Raw genomic sequence first — 21,462 nt, 5'->3', positions numbered from 1 at the left:
CGCCTGGTCTGATCGATCCCATGCCCGACCCCACCCTCACCGGACTCGTCAGCACCATCACGAGCGACTCCCCGTCGGACGACACGGTCGCGTCCCTCCCGCGCCGCGGGGTCGTCCGTCCCGCCGACCTCGTCGCCGCGCTCACGGGAGTGACCCTCGGCTTCTTCTCGCTCTTCGTCTACGCCATCTCGCAGTGGCAGTACCTCGGCCCCGACGTCGAGGGGGTCAGCGTGCTCGGCTGGCTCGCTCCCGCGATCGCCGGTGCCCTCTGCGTCCTGGTCGCGGTGGTGCCCGTCGTGGTCCGGGCCCTCCGCCGCCGCTCGCCGGAGGCGTCCGCGTGAGCCGCCCGCCCGCCGGAGGATCCGTGCGCCTCGCGGAGGAGCTGCTCGCGCGAGCGGGCTGCGCCGGCTCCGCTCGTCCGTGGGTCCTCCGCTCGCGCTCCGGTGAGCACCCGGCCATCGATTTCGACGCCCTCGAGCGCCACGTGCACCGGCTCGATCTGTCCGAGGAGGCCGTCGCCCGCGTCGCCCTCTCGCTGGCCACGGGGCGCCCGGTCGACCTCCGCGCCGCCCTCGGATACCTCACCCGCGACCACGCCGCGCTCGTGATGATCGCCGTCGCGTGCGCCGGCGGGCACGACCGCGCCGGCAGCCGTATCCGCGTCATCGACGACGAGCGCCGCGTCGAGACCGCCCCGCCGCTGGGCTCCTGGGCCTCCTGACCTGCCGAGCCGCGGCACTCCGTCCCCCCGTCAGAGCGTCGTCCGCGTCGCTACAGGCTTTCGCATGTACCCGGTTTAGGGTGTCCGTGTGCAACGTGTCGACGATTTCCCAGGAGCCGGACCGGTGGCGACCTCACCCGAATCCGGTGACCCGCGGGAGGCGTCCGCTCTCCAGCTCTCCTCCACTACCACGTCCCCCGGACAGGTGACCAGTGGTGAGGCGGGCTACCGCAGCGGCAACGTCGCGGATCCGGTGTGGCAGTCGTGGCGTGACGAGCTGGCGAAGGTGGGCGGCCCGTCGCCGCTCCTGCACTTCGTCGACTCGCCCCGCACGCGGATCGAGCTGTCGACCACCCATCCGGGCGGCCTCCCTCCCTTCATCTCCGGCAAGACGACCCTCCTCTCCTCGCTCATCCGCGACGAGCTGGCTCTGCGGACCGCCAAGAACGCGGCCGCGGCGATCACCGACAAGGGCATCGAGCTTCGATCGGTCCGCGGGATCGAAGGCGTCCACCTCGCGATCGGGCTGGCGCAGTGGCGCGCCGGCGAGACCGAGTTCACCGCGCCCGTCCTGCTGCGTCCACTCGCGATCCGGCGCTACGGCCGCGACTTCGAGCTCAAGCTCAAGGGCCAGCCGTTCTTCAACCCGCAGCTCGCGCGCGCTCTCAAGCAGCAGTTCGGCATCACGGTCGATCCCGAGCAGTTCGTCGAGCTCGCCGTGCAGAGCGGCGTCTTCAAGCCGCAGCCGGTCATCGACCAGCTCCGCGGGCTGACGTCGCACCTGCCCTGGTTCGCCGTGCACCCCCGCCTCGTGGTCTCGAGCTTCGCCGACGTGGCGGGCGACATGCTCCGCGACGCCCGGATGCTCGAGCACCCGGTGCTGGACGCGGTGGCCGGCAATCCGTCCGCCAAGCGCTCGCTGCAGCAGTCGCAGAAGGTCGCCTCGATCATCCCGCAGGACGAGCGCCCGCCCGCGACCGACAACCTGCTGCTGGACGCCGATGCCGAGCAGGAGCAGGTCATCGCGAACATCGCGGCCGGCAACTCCCTCGTCGTCAAGACCCTGCCGGGCACGGGCGGCACCCAGACGATCGTCAACGCGATCGGCGCCCTCGCCGCGCAGCACAAGCGGGTGCTCGTGGTCGGCGCCCGCCGCTCGAGCCTCGACAGCATCCACCAGCGGCTGGTGTCGGCCGGCCTGGGCGGCATCGCCGTGGGTCCGCGCACGCTGCGCCGCGACCTCATCCAGTCGATCGGACGCAACGAGAAGGCCGCGCGCCCCTCCGTCAGCGAGATCGACGACGCCCTGCTGCGTCTGCGCAAGGTGCTCCTCGACTACCGCGGCGCACTCTCGCGGCGCGACGACAGCTTCGGCGTCTCGGCGCTGCAGGCCCTCGAGGAGCTCGCGCGCCTGTCGCAGCTGCGCACCCCTCCGTCGACCACCGCCCGCCTCGAGCGCCGCGCGGTGACCGCGCTGGCGCACAGCCGCCCCGAGGCCACGCGCATGCTGATCGAGTCGGCCCGGCTCGGGGAGTTCCGCTACGGCCCGGGCGACTCGCCCTGGTACGGCGCGCACTTCGACTCGACCAGCGAGGCGGAGGCCGCCCACGAGCTCGCCAAGCGCCTGCACCTGCGCGACCTGCCGCGCCTGCTCGACCGCGCCCAGGACGTCATCGGCCAGACCCGGATGCGCCCGTTCGAATCGGTCGCCGAGCTCGGCATCTACCTGCGCCTGCTGCAGGACGTCCGCGAGACGCTCGACAAGTTCCAGCCGGCCGTCTTCGACCGGTCGATCCAGGACCTGATCGTGGCGACCTCGCCGCGCCGGGACGCCGCCGAGATGTCCTCGACGAACCGCCGCCGCCTGAAGAAGCTCGCCCGCGAGTACATGCGGCCCGGCGCCCACGTGACCGATCTCAACGCCTCGCTGCGCCGCGTGCAGCAGCAGCGCACCCTCTGGCAGCGCTACGCCGTCGCCGGCACGGTGCCCGAGGTGCCGGTCGGCGTCGCCGACGTGCAGGTCGCGTACCAGCAGGTCGCCGACGACCTGGGCCGCCTCGACGAGCCGCTCGGCCGTCGCGGCACCAACGTCCAGCTCGCCTCGCTGCCGCTGGCCGAGCTCGCCTCGATGGTCTCCGGACTCGCCGAGGACAGCGAGGTCCTGGCCAACCTGCAGGAGCGCACCACACTGCTCTCGACGCTGCGCGAGTGGGGCCTGGATCCGCTGCTCGCCGATCTCTCGCGCCGCCACGTGCCCGCCGAGCTGGTCGCCATCGAGCTCGACCTCGCCTGGTGGCGCTCGGCCCTCGAGATCATGCTGACCGACGAGCGCGCGCTGCTCGGCGGCAACACCTCCGTGCTCGACCGCCTCGAGGCCGACTTCAAGCTCGTCGACGAGGCGCACGCCGCCTCCAGCGCCGAGCTGCTGGCCTGGAAGCTCTCCGAGACCTGGAAGATCGGCCTGGTCGACTGGCCGCAGGAGCGCGACGCGCTGCGGGCGTTGCTGCGCACCGAGGCGGCGACGACTCCGCAGGAGCTGCAGAAGGCGGCTCCGCACCTGTCGCGCGTGCTCGCCCCGGCGTGGCTCGTGTCGCCCTACGAGGTGCACCGCATCGGCACCGAGACCACGTTCGACACGGTCTTCCTCGTCGACGCCGGAGCCACCACCCTCGCCGAGAACGTCGGAGCGATCCGCCGCGCGAAGCAGGTCGTCGCGTTCGGCGACCCGGTGACGCAGACGCCCACTCCGTTCGGCCTGCGCGTCGACGAGTCGGTCGAGTTCGGCAGCACCGCGACCCGCACCGACGTCGAGGCCCTGCACGCGCAGTCGGCGCTCGCGCGCCTGGGGGAGCTGCTCAACACCGTCACACTCACCCGGAGCTACCGCGCCGGCGGCGAGGACCTCGCCGAGCTGGTCAACCGCCGCTTCTACGGCGGCCGGATCGACTCGCTGCCCTGGGCCGGGTCGTTCCTCGGCCACGACTCGCTGCGCTTCCACTACATCGCGAGCGGCCACGGCATGCCCGAGAACGACTCCGGAGCGGTCGAGTCCGTCGACGCCGAGGTCGCGAAGGTCGTCGAGCTGGTCCTCGAGCACGCGGTCATCCGGCCGCGCGAGTCGCTCATGGTCATCACCGCGAGCCCGCGTCACGCCGTGCGCGTGCAGCAGGCGGTGCTCACCGCGTTCGCCAAGCGCGCCGACCTCAACGACTTCATCCTCGGAGACCGGCCCGAGCCGTTCACCGTCGTGACCCTCGAGCAGTCGGTCGCGCAGAGCCGCGACCGGGTCATCTTCTCGATCGGCTACGGCCGCACTCCGCACGGCCGGCTGCTGTCGAACTTCGGCGCGCTGGCCGAGGCGGGCGGCGAGCGGCTGCTCGCCGTCGGGATGACCCGGGCGCGGCGCTCGATGGACATCGTCTCGTGCTTCCGGCCCGGCGACATCGACGAGTCGCGCATGCGGCACGGCATGGTGGCGCTCGCGCAGGTGCTGCAGGAGGCGGAGGACCGCGTCCAGCCGAGCGACCGCGACGACTACTCCGAGCCGATGCTGGTCGACCTGGCCGCACGCCTCGAGCGCCGCGGGCTCCGCGTCAACATCGGCCACAAGGGTAAGCTCGCGCTGGTCGCGGCGCACGGCACGCGCGCGGTGGTCGTCGAGACCGACCGCGACGTCAGCACGCAGAGCCTCCGGGTCTCGCTGCGGCTGCGTCCCGAGCTGCTGCGCCGTCTCGGCTGGCACTACCTCCGCGTGCACAACTTCGAGCTGTTCGCCGATCCCGAGGCCGTGGCCGCCCGGGTCGCCGGGCTGATCGGGGGCCCGGCCGACGAGGCTCCTACGGCTCAGCCCGCGGCTCCGGCGGCTCAGCCCCAGGCTCCGGCTGCTCAGCCCCAGGCGCCGGCTGCAGCGCCCGAAGCGCCGACTCCTCAGCCCGAGGCATCGGCGCCGGCGATCGTCGCGAGGGCGGCGCAGCCCGTGTCGAGCGAGACCCAGCCGATCGAGATCCAACCGCGCGACGACGCGTGACCGAGGACCCGCCGACCGCCGCGCCCGCCGGAGCCGATCGCCCGCTCCGGCGCTCGCGCGGCGGTCGGCGGGCGACCCTGCCCGCGAAGCCGGGCACGGATCCGTCGCCGCACGACGCCCCCGTTCCCGACCCCGAGGCGCCGCCGCGCTCTCCCGACACCGGCCCGAACGACTCCCGCCTCCGCCAGGACGTCCCGCCCCACTACTGACTCGGGTTCCGAGCCCCTCCGGCTTGCGGACCCGCCCTGTCGGCCGAGAGCGGTGACCAGCGGCCGCGCCGCCATCTCCCGCGGGACGATCCACCTCCGCTGCTTGCTGATCGAGTAGCCGGCGCAGCGGGCGTGTCGAGATCCGCGTCTCCCTGGGGTGGGTGTCTCGATACGCCGCCTACGGCGCCCCTTCGACCAGCGCGGGATCGGGAGCGGCCCCCGGCCCGGGCGTTCGCGGCGGTCCCAAGGAGCGATGAGTGTCTCATTGCTGATCGAGTAGCCCTACGCAACGGGCGTCGCGAGATCCGCATCACTCGGCTCTGGTGGTCTCGAAACGCCGCCTGCGGCGGCTACTCGACCAGCGGGGGGAGGGATGCCACCCCTGGTGGCGACCACGCGGCCACCACGGTGCGACGTGGAGCCGTCCGGAGGGCGATCTCCGCAGGGTGCAGGTGCCGTCCGAAACGCGTGCGAGCGTTTCGAACGCACCGTCCGCACAACGCTCTGCGGAACGCACCCGTCCCGGGAAACCGACCGCGGTTCTTCTTCGCCGTCGGCGAAGAAGAACAGAAGAACTCAGTCGACGTGCTTGCCCGAGTTGGCGGTCGTGGCGGTGCCGCCGTTGGCGAGCAGGTCGCGGATGTCGGCCAGGAGCTCGAGCTCGGTCGGCGCCTTGTCCTCCGCGGCGGGAGCGTCGTCCATCTTCTTCGCGAACGCGGCGTTCTTGAGGTGGTTGATCGGCAGGACGAACGCGAAGTAGAGCACGAACGCGACGATCAGGAACTGGATGAGGGCTGACAGGACCGCTCCCCACGCGAGGACCGTGGCGGGCTCGCCGTTCTCGCCCGCGCGCAGGACCCAGCCGAGCTCCTCCAGCGAGGACGCGTCGAAGATGACCCCGATGATCGGGTTGAAGATGCCCGTGACGATCGCGTTGACGATGGTGGTGAACGCTGCGCCGATGACCACGGCGACAGCCAGGTCGATGACGTTGCCGCGGAGGATGAACTCCTTGAAGCCGTTGATCATGGTGTGGTCCGTTTCTGCTGGCGGGCGGAGGGCGTGACGCCGAGTGCGTCACGCGGGGGTCAGCTCCCGGAGGACGACGACCCGGAGGACGACGACCCCGAGGACGAGGACCCGGAGGACGAGGAGCCGGACGACGACGACCCGGAGGAGCCCGACGACGACGAGGACGACGATCCGCCGGAGGACGATCCCGAGGACGCGCCGCTCGTGGACGCGGGCGCCGGCGTCGAGCTCCCCGACGACGAGTCCGACCCCGACGACGACCCCTTCGCTCCGGACGAGCGCGAGTCGGTGCGGTAGAACCCGGACCCGTTGAAGGTCACGCCGACCGCGCTGAAGACCTTGCGCAGCGCGCCCTGGCAGCTGGGGCACTCCGTCAGGGTGTCGTCCGTGAACTTCTGCTGGATGTCGAAGGCGTTGCCGCACTGCGTGCAGCGGTAGGAGTAGGTGGGCACTGGTGCTCCTGAAGCGAGGGGGAGAAGGGGAGAGGAGAAGAGTGGAGGCGCTCAGCGCGCGATGTCGAGGACGCCGGAGGGGGTCACGACGCCGTCGACGGCCTGGTCGTGCACCTCGCTGGGCACGTGGTCGACGAGCTCGCTGTCGAAGACGACCGCGTAGACCGGCGGGCACTTCTCCATCGAACCGAGGGTCTTGTCGAAGTAGCCGCGACCCCAGCCCATCCGCATGCCCGTCCGGTCGACGGAGGCGGCCGGGACGATGATCAGGTCGACGTCGTTGATCGCGATGGGACCGAGGAGTGCGCCGACCGGCTCCGGCATGCCGAAGAGGCCCTGCGTCTCGGTGTGCCCGTCGCCGACGGCCCAGTCGAGGAGCCCGTCCTGGCGGGAGACGGGGAAGAGCACCCGGATGCCGTGGCTCTCGGCCCAGCCGAGGAACGGGCGGGTGCTCGGCTCGTCGGGCGCCGACAGGTAGCACGCGATCGACCCGGCCCCGTGACGGGTGACCAGGTCGATGAGGTGCTCCGTGATGCGGGCCGTCGCCTGCTCGCGAGCGGTGGTCGTCTGCGTGCGTCGGCGCTCGCGCAGCTCGGCGCGCAGCGCCCGCTTCTCGTGAGGGGTGTCGGCTGGCATGCGCTCAGTCTAGATCGGGGGTGACCGGCAGGATCGGCGGCGGTCGGGGTGCAATGAGTGTCGCTCATCCGGGGGTGACCCAGAACAGGGGCCGGGCTTCCGCTCCCCGGCACTCCAGGAAACATCCGCGACCACCGCCGCCGATATAGTGACGCCCCATGGGCACTCGTATCCGCAAAGCCGTCATCCCTGCCGCCGGTCTCGGCACCCGCTTCCTGCCGGCGACCAAGGCCATCCCCAAGGAGATGCTCCCGGTCGTCGACAAGCCGGCGATCCAGTACGTGGTGGAGGAAGCGGCGGACGCCGGTCTCCAGGACGTCCTCGTCATCATCGGGCGCAACAAGAACGCGCTCGCCAACCACTTCGACTCGGTTCCCGAGCTCGAGCTCAATCTCAGCAAGAAGGCCGACGACGCCAAGCTGGCCCACGTCAAGTACGCGAGCGACCTGGCCGACGTGCACTTCGTCCGCCAGGGCGAGCCGAAGGGCCTCGGCCACGCCGTCTCCCGCGCGCAGCGCCACGTCGGGGACGAGCCGTTCGCCGTCCTCCTGGGCGACGACCTCATCGACGCCCGCGACCCCCTGCTCACCCGCATGATCGACGTCGCCGAGAAGCGCGACACGACGGTCGTCGCCCTGCTCGAGGTCGACCCCGACCAGATCCACCTCTACGGCTGCGCGGCGGTCGAGGCCACCGACGAGGACGACGTGGTGCGCATCACCGGTCTCGTGGAGAAGCCCTCCAAGGAGGACGCGCCCTCCAACCTCGCCATCATCGGCCGCTACGTCCTCAAGCCGGACGTGTTCGGCGTGCTCGAGGAGACCCAGCCCGGCAAGGGCGGCGAGATCCAGCTGACCGATGCGCTCGAGCGCATGGCGCAGGACCCCGCCGAGTTCGGCGGCGTCTACGGCGTCGTGTTCCGCGGACGCCGCTACGACACGGGCGACAAGCTCGACTACATCAAGGCGATCGTGCAGCTCGCGTCCGACCGCCCCGACCTGGGCGAGGACCTCAAGCCGTGGCTGAAGGACTTCGTCAGCACCCTCTGACGACGGCCTCGCGCGACGCGCAGCACTGACGGGATCCCCTGCTCCGGCGGGGGATCCTCTGCGTCCGGGCCGGATCCGCGGGGTCGGTGAGCGGTCCGACCGCGCCGGTCCACCCCTCTTCGCCCTTCCGCTCGCGCAGTACAGTCGGGACATGCCGCTGCCGATCCCGACGCTCTCCGAGGGTCGAGTCACCATCCGCCCGATCCGGGTCCGCGACGCCCGTCCCCTCGAGCGCGAGCTGATCGCGAACCGCGCGTGGCTGCGGCAGTGGGAGGCGTCCGACCCCCGCGGCGGCGCCGCGTTCGACGTGCGCGCGAGCATCCGCTCGCTGCAGCAGAACGCCCGCGCCGGGGGAGGGGTCCCGTTCCTCATCGAGTGGGACGGCGAGCTCGCCGGTCAGCTCAACATCTCGAACATCGGCTACGGCTCGCTCTCGTCGGGGTCGATCGGCTACTGGGTGGCTGAGCGGTTCGCCGGCCGCAGCATCACTCCGATCGCCGTCGCCCTCGCGACCGACCACGCGTTCCTCGATCTGGGTCTGCACCGGATGGAGATCTGCATCCGTCCCGAGAACCGGCCGAGCCTGCGCGTCGTCGAGAAGCTCGGCTACCGCTACGAGGGGCTCCGGCGCCGCTTCATCCACATCAACGGCGACTGGCGCGACCACTTCTGCTTCGCCCTCGTGGCGGAGGAGGTCCCGCGCGGGGTCCTGCGCCGCTACCTCGACGGCCAGGTGCCGCACGACGTGGGCACGCCGAGCGAGGCGGACCAGCGCGCCTCGCACCGGTCGGGCCTGTCCGGGCCCCCGGACGGCGCCGGGATCCCCCGGACGGGGAGCCGACTTCTGGGCGATCCGCGCGGACACACCTACCCGTAATGACGGACGGGACACCCTCCGACTCCTAGCGTGGGTCGCATGAGTAGCGACTGGCTGGGTGGGGGCGTCGTCTGGGCGCTCGCCGCCGTTCTGTGGGTCGCCTACCTGATCCCCACGTGGATGCGCCGACGGTCGTACAACGCGACCGAGCGCAACGCGGTGAGGCTGCAGCAGACGCTGCGGATCCTCGCCGAGACCGCGGAGGTGCCCGAGCACGTGCGTGCGGAGGCGACGGCCCGCGAGGTCGCGCTGCAGCAGCGCACCCTCCGGGCCACCGAGACACGACGACGAGCCGAAGAGAAGGCGCAGACGATGGAGCTGGCACAGGCGGAGAAGGCGGCGCGCGAGGCGCTGCGACGGGCGTCCGCGACCACGAGTCGGAGCACCCGCACGGAGCCGGGAGTGCTGCGCTGGCGCCAGGGCGCCGCGGCGGCGGTCCTGGTCGGCGTCGTCGCGGGCCTGGTCGGGCTCGTGATGCTGCCGTTCGGCGGCAACGCGGTGGTGCCCTCGCTCGGGGCGCTGCTCGTCGTCGCAGGATTCACGACGCTGCTGCTGCTCGCTCCCGGGCGCCGTCGGGCTGCGGCTCCGGCGGCCGAGACGTCGGCGTCGGTCGCGGTCGCGCGCCGGCCGGCCGAGGTGTTCGAGGCCGAGCTCGCCCAGGAGGCGCCCGCGGAGGAGGAGTCCGCCGCCTCGGAGGAGGCTGCCAGCTGGACGCCGAAGCCGCTCCCCAAGCCGCTGTACCTCTCGCGGGGCACTGTGGCCGCGAGCGCGATGGCGTCGATCGACGCCGTCGAGCGCCTGCGCGCCGCAGCAGCGGAGGCGGAGCTGGCGCAGCGCGCCGCCGCCTCGGCCCCGGAGGTCGCGCCGATCCGCGCCCCCCGCCCGACGGCTCCGGTGCCGGTCCCCGAGGCGCCCCGTCCGTCCTCGCGTTTCGCCTCCATGGGCGTCATCGAGGGCGTCGACGCGATCGACGTCGACCAGGCGCTGCAGCGCCGCCGCGGGGCCTGACGCGCCCCTCGTCGATTCGGAGCCCGCCCGACGGCGTGCTAGTGTGGACGAGTTGTTCGGGCCGGTGACGGCTCGGAAGGCACGGGTCCGTGGCGCAGTTGGTAGCGCGCTTCGTTCGCAATGAAGAGGTCAGGGGTTCGAATCCCCTCGGATCCACCGGTACTGCAGAAGGCCCGCTCGGGAGAGCGGGCCTTCTGTGTTTCTCAAGGCCAGGCCCGCTCGAGAGCGGGCCTCCTGTGTTCGTGTGTGTGTTTCCCAGGGCCGGGCCGGGCCGGCTCGAGCGAGCGTTATGCCGTCTCCCGGCGCCGGTCCGTCTCGGCTCCGCAATCTCCTCGCGCGGCTCTCGACCCTCGTTCCGGCCGGGGACGACTGCCTCAGCTGTGGACCAGCAGTGGTCCCTCAGGGGAACGACGGCGTCAGGAACCTCCGCCGAGTCGTGTTCGGCCGCCGAGTATCGCGCTTCCTGCTGTTATCGCGACGACGCCCACGGTGGCCACCACGCCGAGCGATCGCAGGACGAACGCCTTGTGTTCCGAATCCTTCAGCGCCTCGTCGTCGATCGCTGTCTTGAAGAGCTGCATCACCGTGAAGCGATCTGCCGAGCTCAGAGTCTCGCGGTCGAGCTCTCGGGAGAGGAGGGCGCGGTACTCGGCGAATGCCTTGTGCACCTTCTTCTGGCTCTTCCAGTTCCACTTCGCCGCCTCAGTCGCCTGATCGCGCACCACGGCGAACGAGTCGAGGACGAGCGTCTTGAAGTCGGGGAACTGCTCGATGACCTTGAGCGCGAGGTCGTCGCTCATGTTCGGAAGCTCAGAGGCGAAGTCGACGAACTTCTCCCTCGACAAGTTCCGCCACGAATCGATGCCCAGCCTTTCCTTGAGCTGTTCTTCGTTGTCGATATCCATGGTGGCCCTTCCGGTTCGGGAGGAGATGACTGGGTGATGCGACAGAATCGCCGTCACCTGAACCTACTCGTTCACACACGGTGTGAGCCGGTCCTCGTCCCGTCCGAAAGCAATGGGCGGTTTCCAGCAGAACGAGCGATCCCTCGCTTGGGCGGCGGCTCTTCCTACCACTCTCCGTGCAGCCATCCGCAGAGTCGGGGTTCGGAGCTGTGAGTGACGGACCGACTCGTGAAGCACAGCAGGCGAGTTCCAAGTCCTGCCTCAGCGCAGCGACGGGTTCGGCTCGTCCCAGTTCTCGACGGTCTGCAGCACCCAGAAGACGGTGAAGAGGGCGAGCGCCAGCGCCTCGATCAGCAGGAGCCACTGCTCCCCGAGCAGCGCCTCCCCGCGGCCGCTCACCACCAGCAGGACCAGGGCGAGATCGGTCGCTGCGAGCAGCGCCGCGAGACCGGCGTAGGCGAGGGAGTAGCCGCGAGGCGAGCCGGGGCCGCGCACTCCCTCCGATCGCACCTCGTGAGCGTGCACACCCGCGACAGCGGCCATCAGGAGGAAGAAGACGGCGGCGGCCGCGTAGTGGCCCGCGAGCGCGAAGGCCGGAGTGGCCGACGAGACGGCGAGGGCGACCAGCAGCACCGCCGCGACGGCGCTCCGGACCGCCGCGGTCCGGTCCCACCGGCGGTCCAGGACCAGGAGCGCGATCGAGGCGACGAGGACCGCCGATGCGACGACCAGGTAGGCGAGCATCCCGACCGCGACCTCGTCGGCCGCGCTTGCGGGCAGGCAGCGCGCAGCGCCGGCGGGGCAACCCGTGCTCGTCAGCGTCGTGAGCTCGTCCGAGCGCAGGGGCACGGGGACGAGCGCGATGAGCGGAGCCGTCATCCCGCCGAGGAGCAGGAGGTAGCGGCGGGCGCTGCGCCCGGCGAGCACGACGAGCGCCACCGCCACGGCGAACAGCGCGCCGACGAACACGGACCGCGCGGGCGTGTAGTACGCCGCGCTGATCGAGCGCAGCGGGCCGAGCGCGACCAGGTGCCAGCCGACTCCGGCGCCGAGCAGCAGCACCGCCGCGCAGAGCGAGAGCCGCACGTAGCGATGGGTGCGCAGCGAGGAGACGGAGCCGTCGGCGCGCAGAGCGTCGGTCGAGCTCACGGGGGCTACTCGGCTCGCAGGCCCGAGGAGCCGAGCGCGAAGTCGACGTCGATGCGGATCGCGACCCGGAGCGGGTTCTCTCGCGGAACGCGGTAGCGGCGCGAGTAGAGGTCGACGGCGTGCGCGACCGCGTCGGGCTCCTCCTCGATCGAGGCGGGTCCGCCCAAGCTCAACCAGCGGATGCCGTCGACCTGACCGACCGTCGCGGTGCCTCCGCGGCGCACGTTCAGCACCTTCTGGCTCTCGCGCGAGGTGATCACGCGCACGACGCCGTCCTCGTAGGTGAACCCGACGGCGACGACGTGCAGACGACCGCCGCGGCCCGGAGTGGAGAGGGTGGCCAGGTGCCGCTCGGTCACGAACTCGAGGCCGTCGGGGCTGAGGATGCTCATGCCGCGAGCGTAGCCGGGAGCGCTGATGGGACGCCGGAGCAGCCGACCGCGGAGGGCGTCAGACCTGCAGGAGCAGCGCCTCGCCCTGGCCTCCGCCACCGCAGAGGGCGGCGACGCCGAGTCCGCCGCCGCGGCGCCGCAGCGCGAGCGCGAGGTGCAGAGCCAGACGCGCGCCGGACGCGCCGACCGGGTGGCCGAGCGCGATCGCGCCTCCGTCGAGGTTGACCGCCTCGGGGGCCAGGCCCAGATCGTCCGCCGACTGCAGCACGACCGACGCGAACGCCTCGTTGATCTCGATCAGGTCGAGGTCGGCGACGGTGCCGCCGCGCCGAGCGAGCGCGCGGAGGATCGCGGCCGACGGCTGCGAGTGCAGCGAATTGTCCGGTCCGGCGACCTGGCCGTGCTCGGCGATCTCGGCGATCCAGGGGAGACCGTGGGCCCGGGCCCATCCGCGGCTCGCGACGACGAGTGCCGCCGCGCCGTCGGTGAGGGGGGAGGAGCTGCCGGCCGTGATCGTCCCGTCCGGGGAGAAGGCCGGCGTGAGGCCCGCGAGCACCTCGGCGGTCGTGCTCGGGCGGATCCCGTCGTCGGCCGAGACCGGCACGTCCGGTCCGCGGCGCTGGGGCACGGCCACGGGCACGATCTCCTCGGCGAGGAGCCCGGAGTCCCGAGCCGCCGCGGCGCGCTGGTGCGAGAGTGCCGCGTAGGCGTCCTGGCGCTCCCGGCGGATCCCGCGCTCGGCGTTACCGTCGTCGGTCACCCGCCCCATGATCCGCCGGTCGAAGGGGTCGAGCAGGCCGTCGTGCAGCAGGGCGTCCTCGAGGGGCCTGGCCCCGACGCCGACGCCGCCGCGGGCGCCGAGGAGGAGGTGCGGGGTGTTCGTCATCGACTCCTGCCCGCCGGCCACGGCCACCGACGCCTCGCCGGCCCGGACGAGCCTGGCGGCGTCGATCACCGCCGTGAGGCCCGAGAGGCAGAGCTTGTTGATCGTCACCGTCGGCACGTCCCAGCCCAGGCCCGCGAGGATCGCGGTCTGACGCGCGGGCCCCTGACCCGCTCCGGCCTGGATCACCTGGCCGAGGATCACCGCGTCGACGTCGGACGCCTGCACTCCCGAGCGCTCGAGGGCCGCTCGGACGGCGTGAGCGCCGAGCTCGGTCGCGGACACCGCGGCGAAGGACCCGCCGAAGCGGGCGAAGGGGGTGCGCGCGCCCCCGAGGATCACGGGGACGAGGTCGTCTGCGGCCACGGCGGGCTCCTTCTCGACGGTGAGAGCGGACGGTGCCGGTCAGGGCACCAGGAGGATCTTCCCGCGGACGTGCCCGTCCTCGCTCGCCCGGTGCGCCTCGACGACGTCCTCGAGGCCGAAGCGCGGTCCGAGCTCGACCGTGAAGCGGCCCTCGGCGAGCAGTCGCACCGCGTACGGGATCGCCTCGCGGCGGAGACTCAGCTCCTCCGGGGTCAGAGGAACGGGGTTGCCGCCCGACCAGGCGCGGATGCCGAGCTCCGCGGCGCGCGCTCCGACGACGACGGTGCCCACGTGCTGCGGATCCCGGACCAGGGCGAGCGACGCGTCCACGGCCTCGTCGGTGCCCGCGGCGTCCAGCACGCGGTCGACGCCGTCGGGAGCCGCCTCGCGCAGCCGGGCGAGCAGGCCCGGCCCGTAGGCCACCGGCTCCGCACCGAGCGCGCGCAGCCGGTCGTGGTTCGCCGGGCTCGCGGTCGCGATCACCCGCGCACCCCGCTCGCGCGCGAACTGGATCGCGGCCTGCCCGACCGCCCCCGCCCCCGCGTGCACGAGGAACGTCGATCCGTCGGCGACGTCGAGCGAGACGACGGCCTGGTAGGCGGTGCCGATCGGGATGCCGAGCGCGGCCGCCTGCTCGAACGAGACGCTCGAGGGCTTCGCGTCGAGGTTCTCAGGACGGACCACGACGGAGGTGCCGTAGGTGCCGGAAGCGCCCTGCACGACGACCTCGTCGCCGACCCGCCGGCCGACCACTCCGGCGCCGACGGCCGTCACCACTCCGGCCCCGTCCGAACCGAGCCGACGCGGCTCCGCGATCGGCGGACTCGGGCGCACCCCCGAGCGGATCTTCCACTCGATCGGATTCACTCCCGCGGCCCGGATCGCGACCACGAGGCCGCCCTCGGGCGCCTCGGGTTCCGGGACCTCGACCACCTCGAGCACCTCGGGTCCGCCGATCCGGCGGTACTGCACGATCCTGGCCACGTCGTCCTCCTCCGTCAGCCCAGAAGCCGGTCGCGCACCTCGCGGCGCAGCACCTTGCCGATCAGCGACGTCGGCAGCTCGTCCACCGGGACGACGCGCTTGGGCACCTTGTAGGGGGTGAGGTGCAGCCGGCAGAAGTCGCGCAGCGCCTCGGGGTCGACGGCGGCGCCGGCCCGCAGCACCACGGCGGCCGCGACGCTCTCCCCGCCGTCCGGGCGGGGCAGCCCCACCACGGCCGCGCGGGACACGTCGGGGTGCGACTCCAGCACGCCCTCGACCTCGGACGGCGAGACGTTGAACCCGCCGGTGATGATGAGCTCCTTGGCACGGTCGACGATTGTCACGAAGCCGTCGGCCGAGACCGTCGCGATGTCGCCCGTCCGGAGCCAGCCGTCGGCCAGCAGGGTCTCGCCGGTCTCACCGGGGCGCCTCCAGTAGCCCTGGAACACCTGCGGTCCGCGCAGCAGCAGCTCGCCCGACTCGCCCGGACCGCGATCGACGGAGGTGTCGTCCGGATCGACGAGGCGGATCTCGGTGCTCGGGAAAGGGACCCCGACGGTGCCGGGGCGCCGCGTCGGTCCGACCGGGTTGCCCACCGCGACGGGCGAGCTCTCGGTCATGCCGTAGCCCTCCACGAGGAGGCCGCGGCTCGCGCGCTCCCAGCGGTCGACGGTCGCGACGGGCAGCCCCATCGCTCCCGAGATGGCGAAGCGGATGCCGCGCAGATCGAGCTCGCCGCGCTCGGAGGCGCGCGCGAGCGCGTCGTAGACGGGCGGCACGGCGGGGAGGAACGTGGGCGGCGACGACTTCGCCGCCGCCTTCACCAGGCCCACGTCGAACGTGGGGAAGAGCACGACCTTCGCCCCGATGCTGATTGCGAAGGTCAGGCAGAGCGTGAGCCCGTAGGCGTGGAACAGGGGGAGCACCGCGTAGAACGTCTCGTCGCCCTCGCGGAGCCCGGGCACCCAGGCCTGACCCTGCATCGCGTTCGCGCGCAGGTTCGCGTGCGAGAGGATCGCCCCCTTCGGCGTGCCGGTCGTGCCGCTCGTGTACTGCAGCAGCGCGGTGTCGCCGAGGGAGGGGCGGGGGTGCGAGCGCGACAGGCGGCGGCCGCCGATCAGGCGGGAGAAGGGGATCACCGAGCGCGTGCGGGGCCGGCCCGTCAGCTTCGCGCGGGCAGCGCGGACCTTCGGCAGCGGCAGGCGCAGCGCGAGGCGCTTGGCGAGCGGGAACGACTCCGTCAGATCGACCGAGACCACGCGCTCGATGCCGAGGTCGGCGGGCATCGTCGCCACGACGTCGGCGACCTTGTCCCAGACCACCGCGACGCGCGCGCCGTGGTCCTCGAACTGCCGTCGCAGCTCCCGCGGCGTGTAGAGCGGGTTGTGCTCGACGACGATCGCACCCAGCCGGAGCGCCGCGTAGAACGCGATCACGTGCTCGGGGCAGTTCGGCAGCACGAGCGCGACGCGGTCGCCGGGGCGCACGCCGAGCCGGCGCAGCCCCTCCGCGGCGCGCGCCACCTTCTCGCCGAGCTCGGCGTAGGTCGTCGTCGCGCCGAAGAACTCGAGCGCGGTGCCGCGGCGGTAGCGCGCGACCGAGTCCTCGAGGAGGTCGACGAGGGTCTGGGTGGGCGGGTCGATCTCGGTGGGGACGCCCTCCGCGTAGGAGGACAGCCACGCTTCGTCGCCAGGTACGGGGATCCGGGGGTCACTCCGCCACTATCGGGCATCAGCCTCCGCGGTTGCTCCGAGGCTCGCCGCGGGGGTGACGCCGGCTCGGGAGCGTGAGCAGACTGAGGGGATGAGCGCAGCCATCGACCTCCTCCGCGACGCCTTCGACCGGGTGCACGAGAACGTGCACGCGGTCCTCGACGACATCACCCCCGAGCAGCTCGGCTTCCGCGCCGATGCGCAGGCCAACTCGCCCGCCTGGCTGATCTGGCACCTGACGCGCGTGCAGGACGACCACCTCGCCCCGCTCGCGGGCCACGAGCAGGTCTGGACCGCGGACGACTTCCACGCTCGCTCCGCTCTGCCCTTCGAGCCGCGCGCGAGCGGGTACGGGCAGGAGCCGTCCGAGGTGGCGGCGCTCGCCGCCGTCCCCGCGCACCTGCTCGCCGAGTACCACGACGCCGTGCACGCGAAGACGCTCGCCTACCTCGACACGCTCTCGGACGAGGACCTCGCCGAGGTCGTCGACCGCCAGTGGGACCCGCCGGTCACCCTCGGCGTCCGCCTGGTGTCGGTCGTCGACGACGACGCCCAGCACGTGGGCCAGGCGGCCTTCGCGAAGGGTCTGGCCGAGCGCGCGTGAGGCCCCGCCGACGTCGGCCGTACTCGCGATGCCGCTACCCTGGATCCGGCACCGCCGCCCAGCGGCGGAGTCCGCGGAGCGAGGACCGCGCCACCGAGAGGACCACCACGTGACGTCGCCCGACACCACCACCGCCCCCGCCCCCCTGACGCGCAAGGGGCGCGACGTGCCCGCCGAGATCGCCCGCTCGTGGCTGCTCGTCAACGCCACGCGCACCGAGACCTTCGACGCCGCGCACGCGTCCCGCGCCGACCAGATCGTCCTCGACATCGAGGACGCGGTCGACCCGAAGGCGAAGCCCGCCGCCCGCGCCGACGTCGTCGAGTGGCTGAAGGGCGACAAGAAGGCCTGGGTCCGCATCAACGACCACTCCACGCCGTTCTGGTCGGACGACGTCGATGCGCTCAAGGGCCTGCCCGGCCTCGCCGGCGTCATGCTCGCCAAGACGGAGGCGGCCGAGCACGTCACCGAGACCTTCGACCGTCTCGGCGGATCGACCCCGGTGCTCGCCCTCGTCGAATCGGCCCTCGGCATCGAGGAGGCGGTCTCGATCGCCCGTGCCCGCGGCTGCTTCCGCCTCGCGTTCGGCAGCGGCGACTACCGCCGCGACACCGGCACGAGCGCCGACGACCTGGCGATGGCCTACCCGCGCTCGCGGCTCGTCGTCGCCTCGCGCATCGGCGACCTGCCCGGACCCATCGACGGGCCGACCGTCTCGAACAGCCACCCGGTGCTCCGCGAGCAGTCGGCGCTCACGGTGTCCCTCGGGCTCACCGGCAAGCTCTGCCTCGACACCGAGCAGCTCGCGGTCATCAACGAGGTCATCAGCCCCACTCCGTCCGACGTGGCGTGGGCGCGCGACTTCCTCGACGACTTCGAGGCGCGCGGTCGCGTGATCCGCGACGGCAGCGACCTGCCGCGTCTGGGCCGGGCCAAGAAGATCGACAAGCTCGCGACGGCGTTCGGAGTGAATCCGCTCTGATCCGCGGTCCGCGGCACGAGGACGAGGAGGCGCCCATGGGCGCGGTCAGCACCTTCCTGTGGTTCGACGACGGAGCGGGGGAGGCGGCGGCCTTCTACACGTCGCTCGTGCCGAACTCCCGCATCCTGGACAGCCGCGTGCTGCCCGAGGGGTCGCCGTCGCCGGGAGCGCTGCTCTCGGTGGTGTTCGAGCTCGACGGGCAGCGGTTCCAGGCCATCGACGCCGGTCCGCGCTTCCCCTTCACCGAGGCGGTCTCGATCGTCGTGACCGTGGAGTCGCAGGCGGAGCTGGACCGGCTCTGGGACGCGCTCACGGCCGACGGCGGGCAGGAGAGCCGGTGCGGGTGGCTCCGGGACCGATGGGGGCTGTGGTGGCAGATCGTCCCGTCCGTGCTCGCCGATCTCCTCGGTGGCGCGGACGCCGACGGTGCCGCGCGCGCCATGCAGGCGATGCTCGCGATGGACCGGCTCGACATCCGCGCCCTCGAAGAGGCCTATGCCGGCGCGTAGGTCCGGGAAGGCGCGCCGCACCGTCTCGCTCCGGCGGGCCTACCTCCGCGACTACCGCTACGCCTACGGGTCGCGCTTCGCGCACCTGCGCGACGGCTGGGACGTCTCGCAATACGCCGGCGGCGACCGGGCCCCGGTGCTGCTCATCCCCGGCGTCTACGAGACCTGGCAGTTCCTCCGGCCGGTCGCGGAACGGCTGAACGGCGCCGGCCATCCGATCCACGTGCTGCCCGCGCTCGGGCACAACACGCGGCCGATCGTGGCGTCGGCGGCGCTCGGGCAGGAGTACCTGCGCGAGCACGACCTGCGCGACGTGATCGTCGTCGCGCACAGCAAGGGCGGGCTGATCGGCAAGCACATGATGGTGGTCGACGACCTGCAGGAGCGGCGCATCGATCGCATGATCGCGGTCTCGACGCCCTTCACCGGCTCGCCGCTCGCCCGGATCGCACCCGCCCGCGCCCTGCGCGAGTTCCATCCGCACCGCCCGGTCATCCGGACCCTGCTCGCCGAGCGGGACGCCGATGCGCGCATCACGTCGATCTACGGCATGCGCGACCAGTACATCCCCGGCGGCAGCCGACTCGTGGGCGCGCGCGAGAACGTCGCGGTCTCGGTCGTCGGCCACTTCGCGCTGCTGTCGCACCCGAAGGTGCTCGACCTCATCGCCTCGCGCGTCGATCCGGAGTGACGGGGCGGGGCCGCTGAGGCGCGCCCGCCCGGTCCCGGGTCAGCTCCAGGGCGTGAGCAGCACGAGCGGGATCTCGCGCTCGGTCTTCGTCTGGTACTCGGCGTAGTCGGGCCAGGCCTGGACGGAGCGCTCCCACCACACCGCGCGCTCGTCGCCCTCGAGGACGCGGGCGGTGTAGTCCTTCTTCACGGGCCCGTCCTGGAGCTCGACGTGCGGCTCCTTGAGCATGTTGCCGTACCAGACGGGGTGCTCGGGAGCGCCGCCCTTCGAGGCCACGACCACGTACTCGCCGTCGTGCTCGACCCGCATCAGCGCGGTCTTGCGGAGCTTGCCGCTGCGCGAGCCGACGGTGGTGAGGACGATGATCGGCTTGCCGCGGAGGAGGTTGCCCTCGGCGCCTCCGGTCGACTCGTAGAGCTCGGCCTGCTCGCGGGCCCAGGCGGACGTGCTCGGTTCGTATTCTCCGGTGAGGGGCATGCTCCGATCGTAGCCACGGGTGCGCGTCCGATTCGAGACGTGCACGAGGATGGAGCGGTGCAGGCTCCCGACCAGATCGACCGCGCGCTCATCGCGCGACTCCGCGACGACCTCCTCCGCGCCCGGTACGGCGTCGACGCCGTCCGCGAGCTGTGGGGGGAGGCGGCCGCCGAGGCCCTCCACCGCGGCGACCGCGTTCCCGCGCGCCGGGCGCTCGAGCGCCGCACCGACACGTCGCCCGAGGAGCAGGCGCGCGCCGTCCTCGCGCGGCTCTTCCTCCTGGCCGATCCTGTGACGGCGGCCGAGGCCGAGGAGGCTTTCGCGTCGTTGGGGCTCGAGGGCGCGATCGGCCTCGAGCTGGTCCGCGCGGAGGCCGGAGCCGTCGTCGTCGCCGCCCTGGATCTGCGGCCCTACGACCTCGTCGACCTGCACGGCGCCGCGTCCTGGTGGATCGCCTCGGATCTGGGCGAGCTGGCGCTGGGCCGCGCGCTGTCCGAGGACCACGTCCTCGGCGTCGGCGGCGCCAGTCTGACCCTGACCGGGCTGATGATCCAGCGCCCGGTCGGCAGTGTCCTCGATCTGGGCACCGGCTGCGGCATCCAGGCCCTCCACGCCTCCCGGCACGCCGACCGGGTGGTGGCGACCGACATCTCGCACCGCGCGCTCGCCATCGCCGCCTTCAACGCCGAGCTGAACGGGATCGACTCGATCGAGTTCCGCCACGGCAGCCTCTACGAGCCGGTCGCGGGCGAGCGGTTCGATCACATCGTCACGAACCCTCCGTTCGTGATCACCCCGCGCGGTGCCGGCGTGCCGTCGTACGAGTACCGCGACGGCGGGCTCGAGGGCGACGAGATCGTGCGCCGCGTCGTGCTCGGCGCTGCCGAGCACCTGACTCCGGGCGGGGTCGCGCAGCTGCTCGGCAACTGGGAGTACCGCGCCTCGGCCGACGCCTTCGACCGGGTGCGGGCGTGGCTCGCCGATGCGAGGGGTCCGCTCGAGCAGGCGCTCGAACCCGGTCGCGCCGGATTGGACGCCTGGATCGACGGCTCCGCCTCGCCGCTCGACGTCTGGGTCGTCGAGCGCGAGCAGCAGGACCCGGCGGTCTACGCCGAGACGTGGATCCGCGACGGAGGGACCACCCGCGGTGCGGAGTTCGACGCGCTGGTCGACGCCTGGCTCGAGGACTTCGAGCACCGCGGGGTGACCGGGGTCGGCTTCGGCTACGTCACCCTGCGGCTGCCCGCCCGTCCTCGGCCCCCGCTGCGCCGCCTCGAGCGCGTCGACGGCGCCCTCCCCACCGCGGGCCTGGGCGGCCACCTCGCGCACTGCCTCGACGCGATCGAGCGGCTCGCCGACCTCGACGACCGCGCGCTCGCCGGTCTCTCGCTCGTCGTGGCGCGCGACGTGACGGAGGAGCGCCACTACTGGCCGGGCAACGACGACCCGACCGTGCTCCGGCTGCGCCAGGGCGGCGGCTTCTCGCGCACCGAGGACGCCGACACGGCCCTCGCCGCGGTCGTGGGCGCCTGCGACGGCGAGCTCTCGATGGCCGCGATCATCGCCGCCGTGGCGTCGATCCTGCAGGTCGAGGAGGAGGCGGTCAGCGCCTCCGTGCTGCCGGGAGTGCGCGAGCTGATCGCGACGGGGATGCTCGTCCTGCCCTGAGGACGGACGCCCGCGCGGGGCGGGTGCTCAGAACAGCGTCGCGGAGGAGTCCTCGACGGCCGCCGCTGACGGTGCGGCGGCGGGCGCCGCACTCGGCCAGCCGGGCCCCGCGTCGACCGGCTGCCTGCG

General features: G+C 72.7%; 22 protein-coding genes, 1 tRNA gene and 1 pseudogene. 14 read left to right on the top strand and 10 right to left on the bottom strand.

Annotation, left to right across the window (positions count from 1 at the left end):
• The first annotated feature begins 20 nt into the window (after positions 1 to 20).
• The 4 genes from B0T42_RS14670 to B0T42_RS14655 all read left to right on the top strand — a co-directional run bounded on the left by B0T42_RS14670 (position 21) and on the right by B0T42_RS14655 (position 4,957).
• Positions 21 to 341: a hypothetical protein gene (locus B0T42_RS14670; protein WP_077223775.1), complete on the top strand. Its 321-nt coding sequence runs from the start codon at positions 21 to 23 to the stop codon at positions 339 to 341.
• A complete protein-coding gene (locus tag B0T42_RS14665; protein ID WP_139344529.1) occupies positions 338 to 721 on the top strand; it encodes a hypothetical protein in 384 nt (127 codons plus the stop codon). The genes B0T42_RS14670 and B0T42_RS14665 overlap by 4 nt, the downstream gene beginning before the upstream one ends.
• Before the next feature lie 205 nt (positions 722 to 926).
• Positions 927 to 4,748, top strand: a complete 3,822-nt coding sequence (locus tag B0T42_RS14660; protein ID WP_236720312.1) for a DEAD/DEAH box helicase — start codon at positions 927 to 929, stop codon at positions 4,746 to 4,748.
• Positions 4,745 to 4,957, top strand: a complete 213-nt coding sequence (locus tag B0T42_RS14655; RefSeq protein WP_077223773.1) for a hypothetical protein — start codon at positions 4,745 to 4,747, stop codon at positions 4,955 to 4,957. Before B0T42_RS14660 ends, B0T42_RS14655 begins: the two co-directional genes overlap by 4 nt.
• Before the next feature lie 576 nt (positions 4,958 to 5,533).
• Here B0T42_RS14655 and mscL read toward each other — a convergent pair.
• Complete coding sequence (mscL, locus tag B0T42_RS14650; RefSeq protein ID WP_173892337.1) at positions 5,534 to 5,986, bottom strand: large conductance mechanosensitive channel protein MscL; 453 nt, start codon at positions 5,984 to 5,986, stop codon at positions 5,534 to 5,536.
• Between the two features lie 33 nt (positions 5,987 to 6,019).
• On the opposite strand from mscL, the gene B0T42_RS22390 reads away from it, so the two are divergent.
• Entirely contained in the window at positions 6,020 to 6,286 is a 267-nt protein-coding gene (locus B0T42_RS22390; protein ID WP_342418258.1) for a hypothetical protein, read from the top strand.
• 14 nt (positions 6,287 to 6,300) lie between these two features.
• On the opposite strand, the pseudogene B0T42_RS22385 reads toward B0T42_RS22390, so the two are convergent.
• Both B0T42_RS22385 and B0T42_RS14640 read right to left on the bottom strand, forming a co-directional pair.
• Positions 6,301 to 6,441, bottom strand: a pseudogene (locus tag B0T42_RS22385) (FmdB family zinc ribbon protein); the annotation flags it as partial.
• 51 nt (positions 6,442 to 6,492) lie between these two features.
• Complete coding sequence (locus tag B0T42_RS14640) at positions 6,493 to 7,077, bottom strand: 5-formyltetrahydrofolate cyclo-ligase (RefSeq protein ID WP_077223771.1); 585 nt, start codon at positions 7,075 to 7,077, stop codon at positions 6,493 to 6,495.
• Between the two features lie 158 nt (positions 7,078 to 7,235).
• Here B0T42_RS14640 and galU point away from each other — a divergent pair, with 158 nt between their 5' ends.
• From galU to B0T42_RS14620, 4 genes are all read left to right on the top strand, one after another.
• Entirely contained in the window at positions 7,236 to 8,126 is an 891-nt protein-coding gene (gene galU / locus B0T42_RS14635; protein ID WP_077223770.1) for a UTP--glucose-1-phosphate uridylyltransferase GalU, read from the top strand.
• 151 nt (positions 8,127 to 8,277) lie between these two features.
• Positions 8,278 to 9,003 (top strand): GNAT family N-acetyltransferase, encoded by a 726-nt coding sequence (locus B0T42_RS14630; protein ID WP_077223769.1) that lies wholly within the window; start codon positions 8,278 to 8,280, stop codon positions 9,001 to 9,003.
• A 39-nt stretch (positions 9,004 to 9,042) separates the two neighbouring features.
• Complete coding sequence (locus tag B0T42_RS14625; RefSeq protein WP_077223768.1) at positions 9,043 to 10,011, top strand: hypothetical protein; 969 nt, start codon at positions 9,043 to 9,045, stop codon at positions 10,009 to 10,011.
• An 83-nt stretch (positions 10,012 to 10,094) separates the two neighbouring features.
• Positions 10,095 to 10,167 (top strand) — tRNA-Ala (locus B0T42_RS14620).
• A gap of 260 nt (positions 10,168 to 10,427) precedes the next feature.
• On the opposite strand, the gene B0T42_RS14615 is transcribed toward B0T42_RS14620, so the two are convergent.
• The 6 genes from B0T42_RS14615 to B0T42_RS14590 form a co-directional block, all read right to left on the bottom strand.
• Entirely contained in the window at positions 10,428 to 10,916 is a 489-nt protein-coding gene (locus tag B0T42_RS14615) for a hypothetical protein (protein WP_139344528.1), read from the bottom strand.
• Positions 10,917 to 11,177: 261 nt separating this feature from the next.
• Positions 11,178 to 12,065, bottom strand: a complete 888-nt coding sequence (locus tag B0T42_RS14610; RefSeq protein WP_077223766.1) for a hypothetical protein — start codon at positions 12,063 to 12,065, stop codon at positions 11,178 to 11,180.
• Between the two features lie 5 nt (positions 12,066 to 12,070).
• Complete coding sequence (locus B0T42_RS14605; RefSeq protein ID WP_077223765.1) at positions 12,071 to 12,457, bottom strand: pyridoxamine 5'-phosphate oxidase family protein; 387 nt, start codon at positions 12,455 to 12,457, stop codon at positions 12,071 to 12,073.
• A 58-nt stretch (positions 12,458 to 12,515) separates the two neighbouring features.
• Positions 12,516 to 13,706, bottom strand: coding sequence for an acetyl-CoA C-acyltransferase (locus B0T42_RS14600; RefSeq protein ID WP_236720311.1), 1,191 nt, complete (start codon positions 13,704 to 13,706; stop codon positions 12,516 to 12,518).
• A gap of 39 nt (positions 13,707 to 13,745) precedes the next feature.
• Positions 13,746 to 14,690 (bottom strand): zinc-binding dehydrogenase, encoded by a 945-nt coding sequence (locus B0T42_RS14595; protein ID WP_077223764.1) that lies wholly within the window; start codon positions 14,688 to 14,690, stop codon positions 13,746 to 13,748.
• 14 nt (positions 14,691 to 14,704) lie between these two features.
• Positions 14,705 to 16,393, bottom strand: coding sequence for a long-chain-fatty-acid--CoA ligase (locus B0T42_RS14590; RefSeq protein WP_077223763.1), 1,689 nt, complete (start codon positions 16,391 to 16,393; stop codon positions 14,705 to 14,707).
• 100 nt (positions 16,394 to 16,493) lie between these two features.
• Between B0T42_RS14590 and B0T42_RS14585 the strand changes: the two genes are divergently transcribed.
• The 4 genes from B0T42_RS14585 to B0T42_RS14570 all read left to right on the top strand — a co-directional run bounded on the left by B0T42_RS14585 (position 16,494) and on the right by B0T42_RS14570 (position 19,188).
• Complete coding sequence (locus tag B0T42_RS14585) at positions 16,494 to 17,006, top strand: mycothiol transferase (RefSeq protein ID WP_077223762.1); 513 nt, start codon at positions 16,494 to 16,496, stop codon at positions 17,004 to 17,006.
• Positions 17,007 to 17,115: 109 nt separating this feature from the next.
• On the top strand, positions 17,116 to 17,988 hold the full coding sequence (locus tag B0T42_RS14580; protein WP_230671596.1) for an HpcH/HpaI aldolase/citrate lyase family protein: 873 nt from the start codon (positions 17,116 to 17,118) through the stop codon (positions 17,986 to 17,988).
• Positions 17,989 to 18,023: 35 nt separating this feature from the next.
• Positions 18,024 to 18,497, top strand: a complete 474-nt coding sequence (locus B0T42_RS14575; protein ID WP_077223760.1) for a VOC family protein — start codon at positions 18,024 to 18,026, stop codon at positions 18,495 to 18,497.
• On the top strand, positions 18,484 to 19,188 hold the full coding sequence (locus B0T42_RS14570) for an esterase/lipase family protein (protein ID WP_077223759.1): 705 nt from the start codon (positions 18,484 to 18,486) through the stop codon (positions 19,186 to 19,188). The genes B0T42_RS14575 and B0T42_RS14570 overlap by 14 nt, the downstream gene beginning before the upstream one ends.
• A gap of 39 nt (positions 19,189 to 19,227) precedes the next feature.
• Here the strand turns inward: B0T42_RS14570 and B0T42_RS14565 are convergent, their stop codons facing one another.
• Positions 19,228 to 19,665: a nitroreductase family deazaflavin-dependent oxidoreductase gene (locus B0T42_RS14565; protein WP_077223758.1), complete on the bottom strand. Its 438-nt coding sequence runs from the start codon at positions 19,663 to 19,665 to the stop codon at positions 19,228 to 19,230.
• A gap of 57 nt (positions 19,666 to 19,722) precedes the next feature.
• On the opposite strand from B0T42_RS14565, the gene B0T42_RS14560 reads away from it, so the two are divergent.
• Complete coding sequence (locus B0T42_RS14560; RefSeq protein ID WP_077223757.1) at positions 19,723 to 21,333, top strand: DUF7059 domain-containing protein; 1,611 nt, start codon at positions 19,723 to 19,725, stop codon at positions 21,331 to 21,333.
• Positions 21,334 to 21,462: the final 129 nt, after the last annotated feature.

The sequence above is a fragment of the Rathayibacter rhapontici genome (assembly GCF_001995175.1).
Classification (GTDB): domain Bacteria; phylum Actinomycetota; class Actinomycetes; order Actinomycetales; family Microbacteriaceae; genus Rathayibacter.
This window is presented reverse-complemented; position numbering and strand designations above follow the sequence as displayed.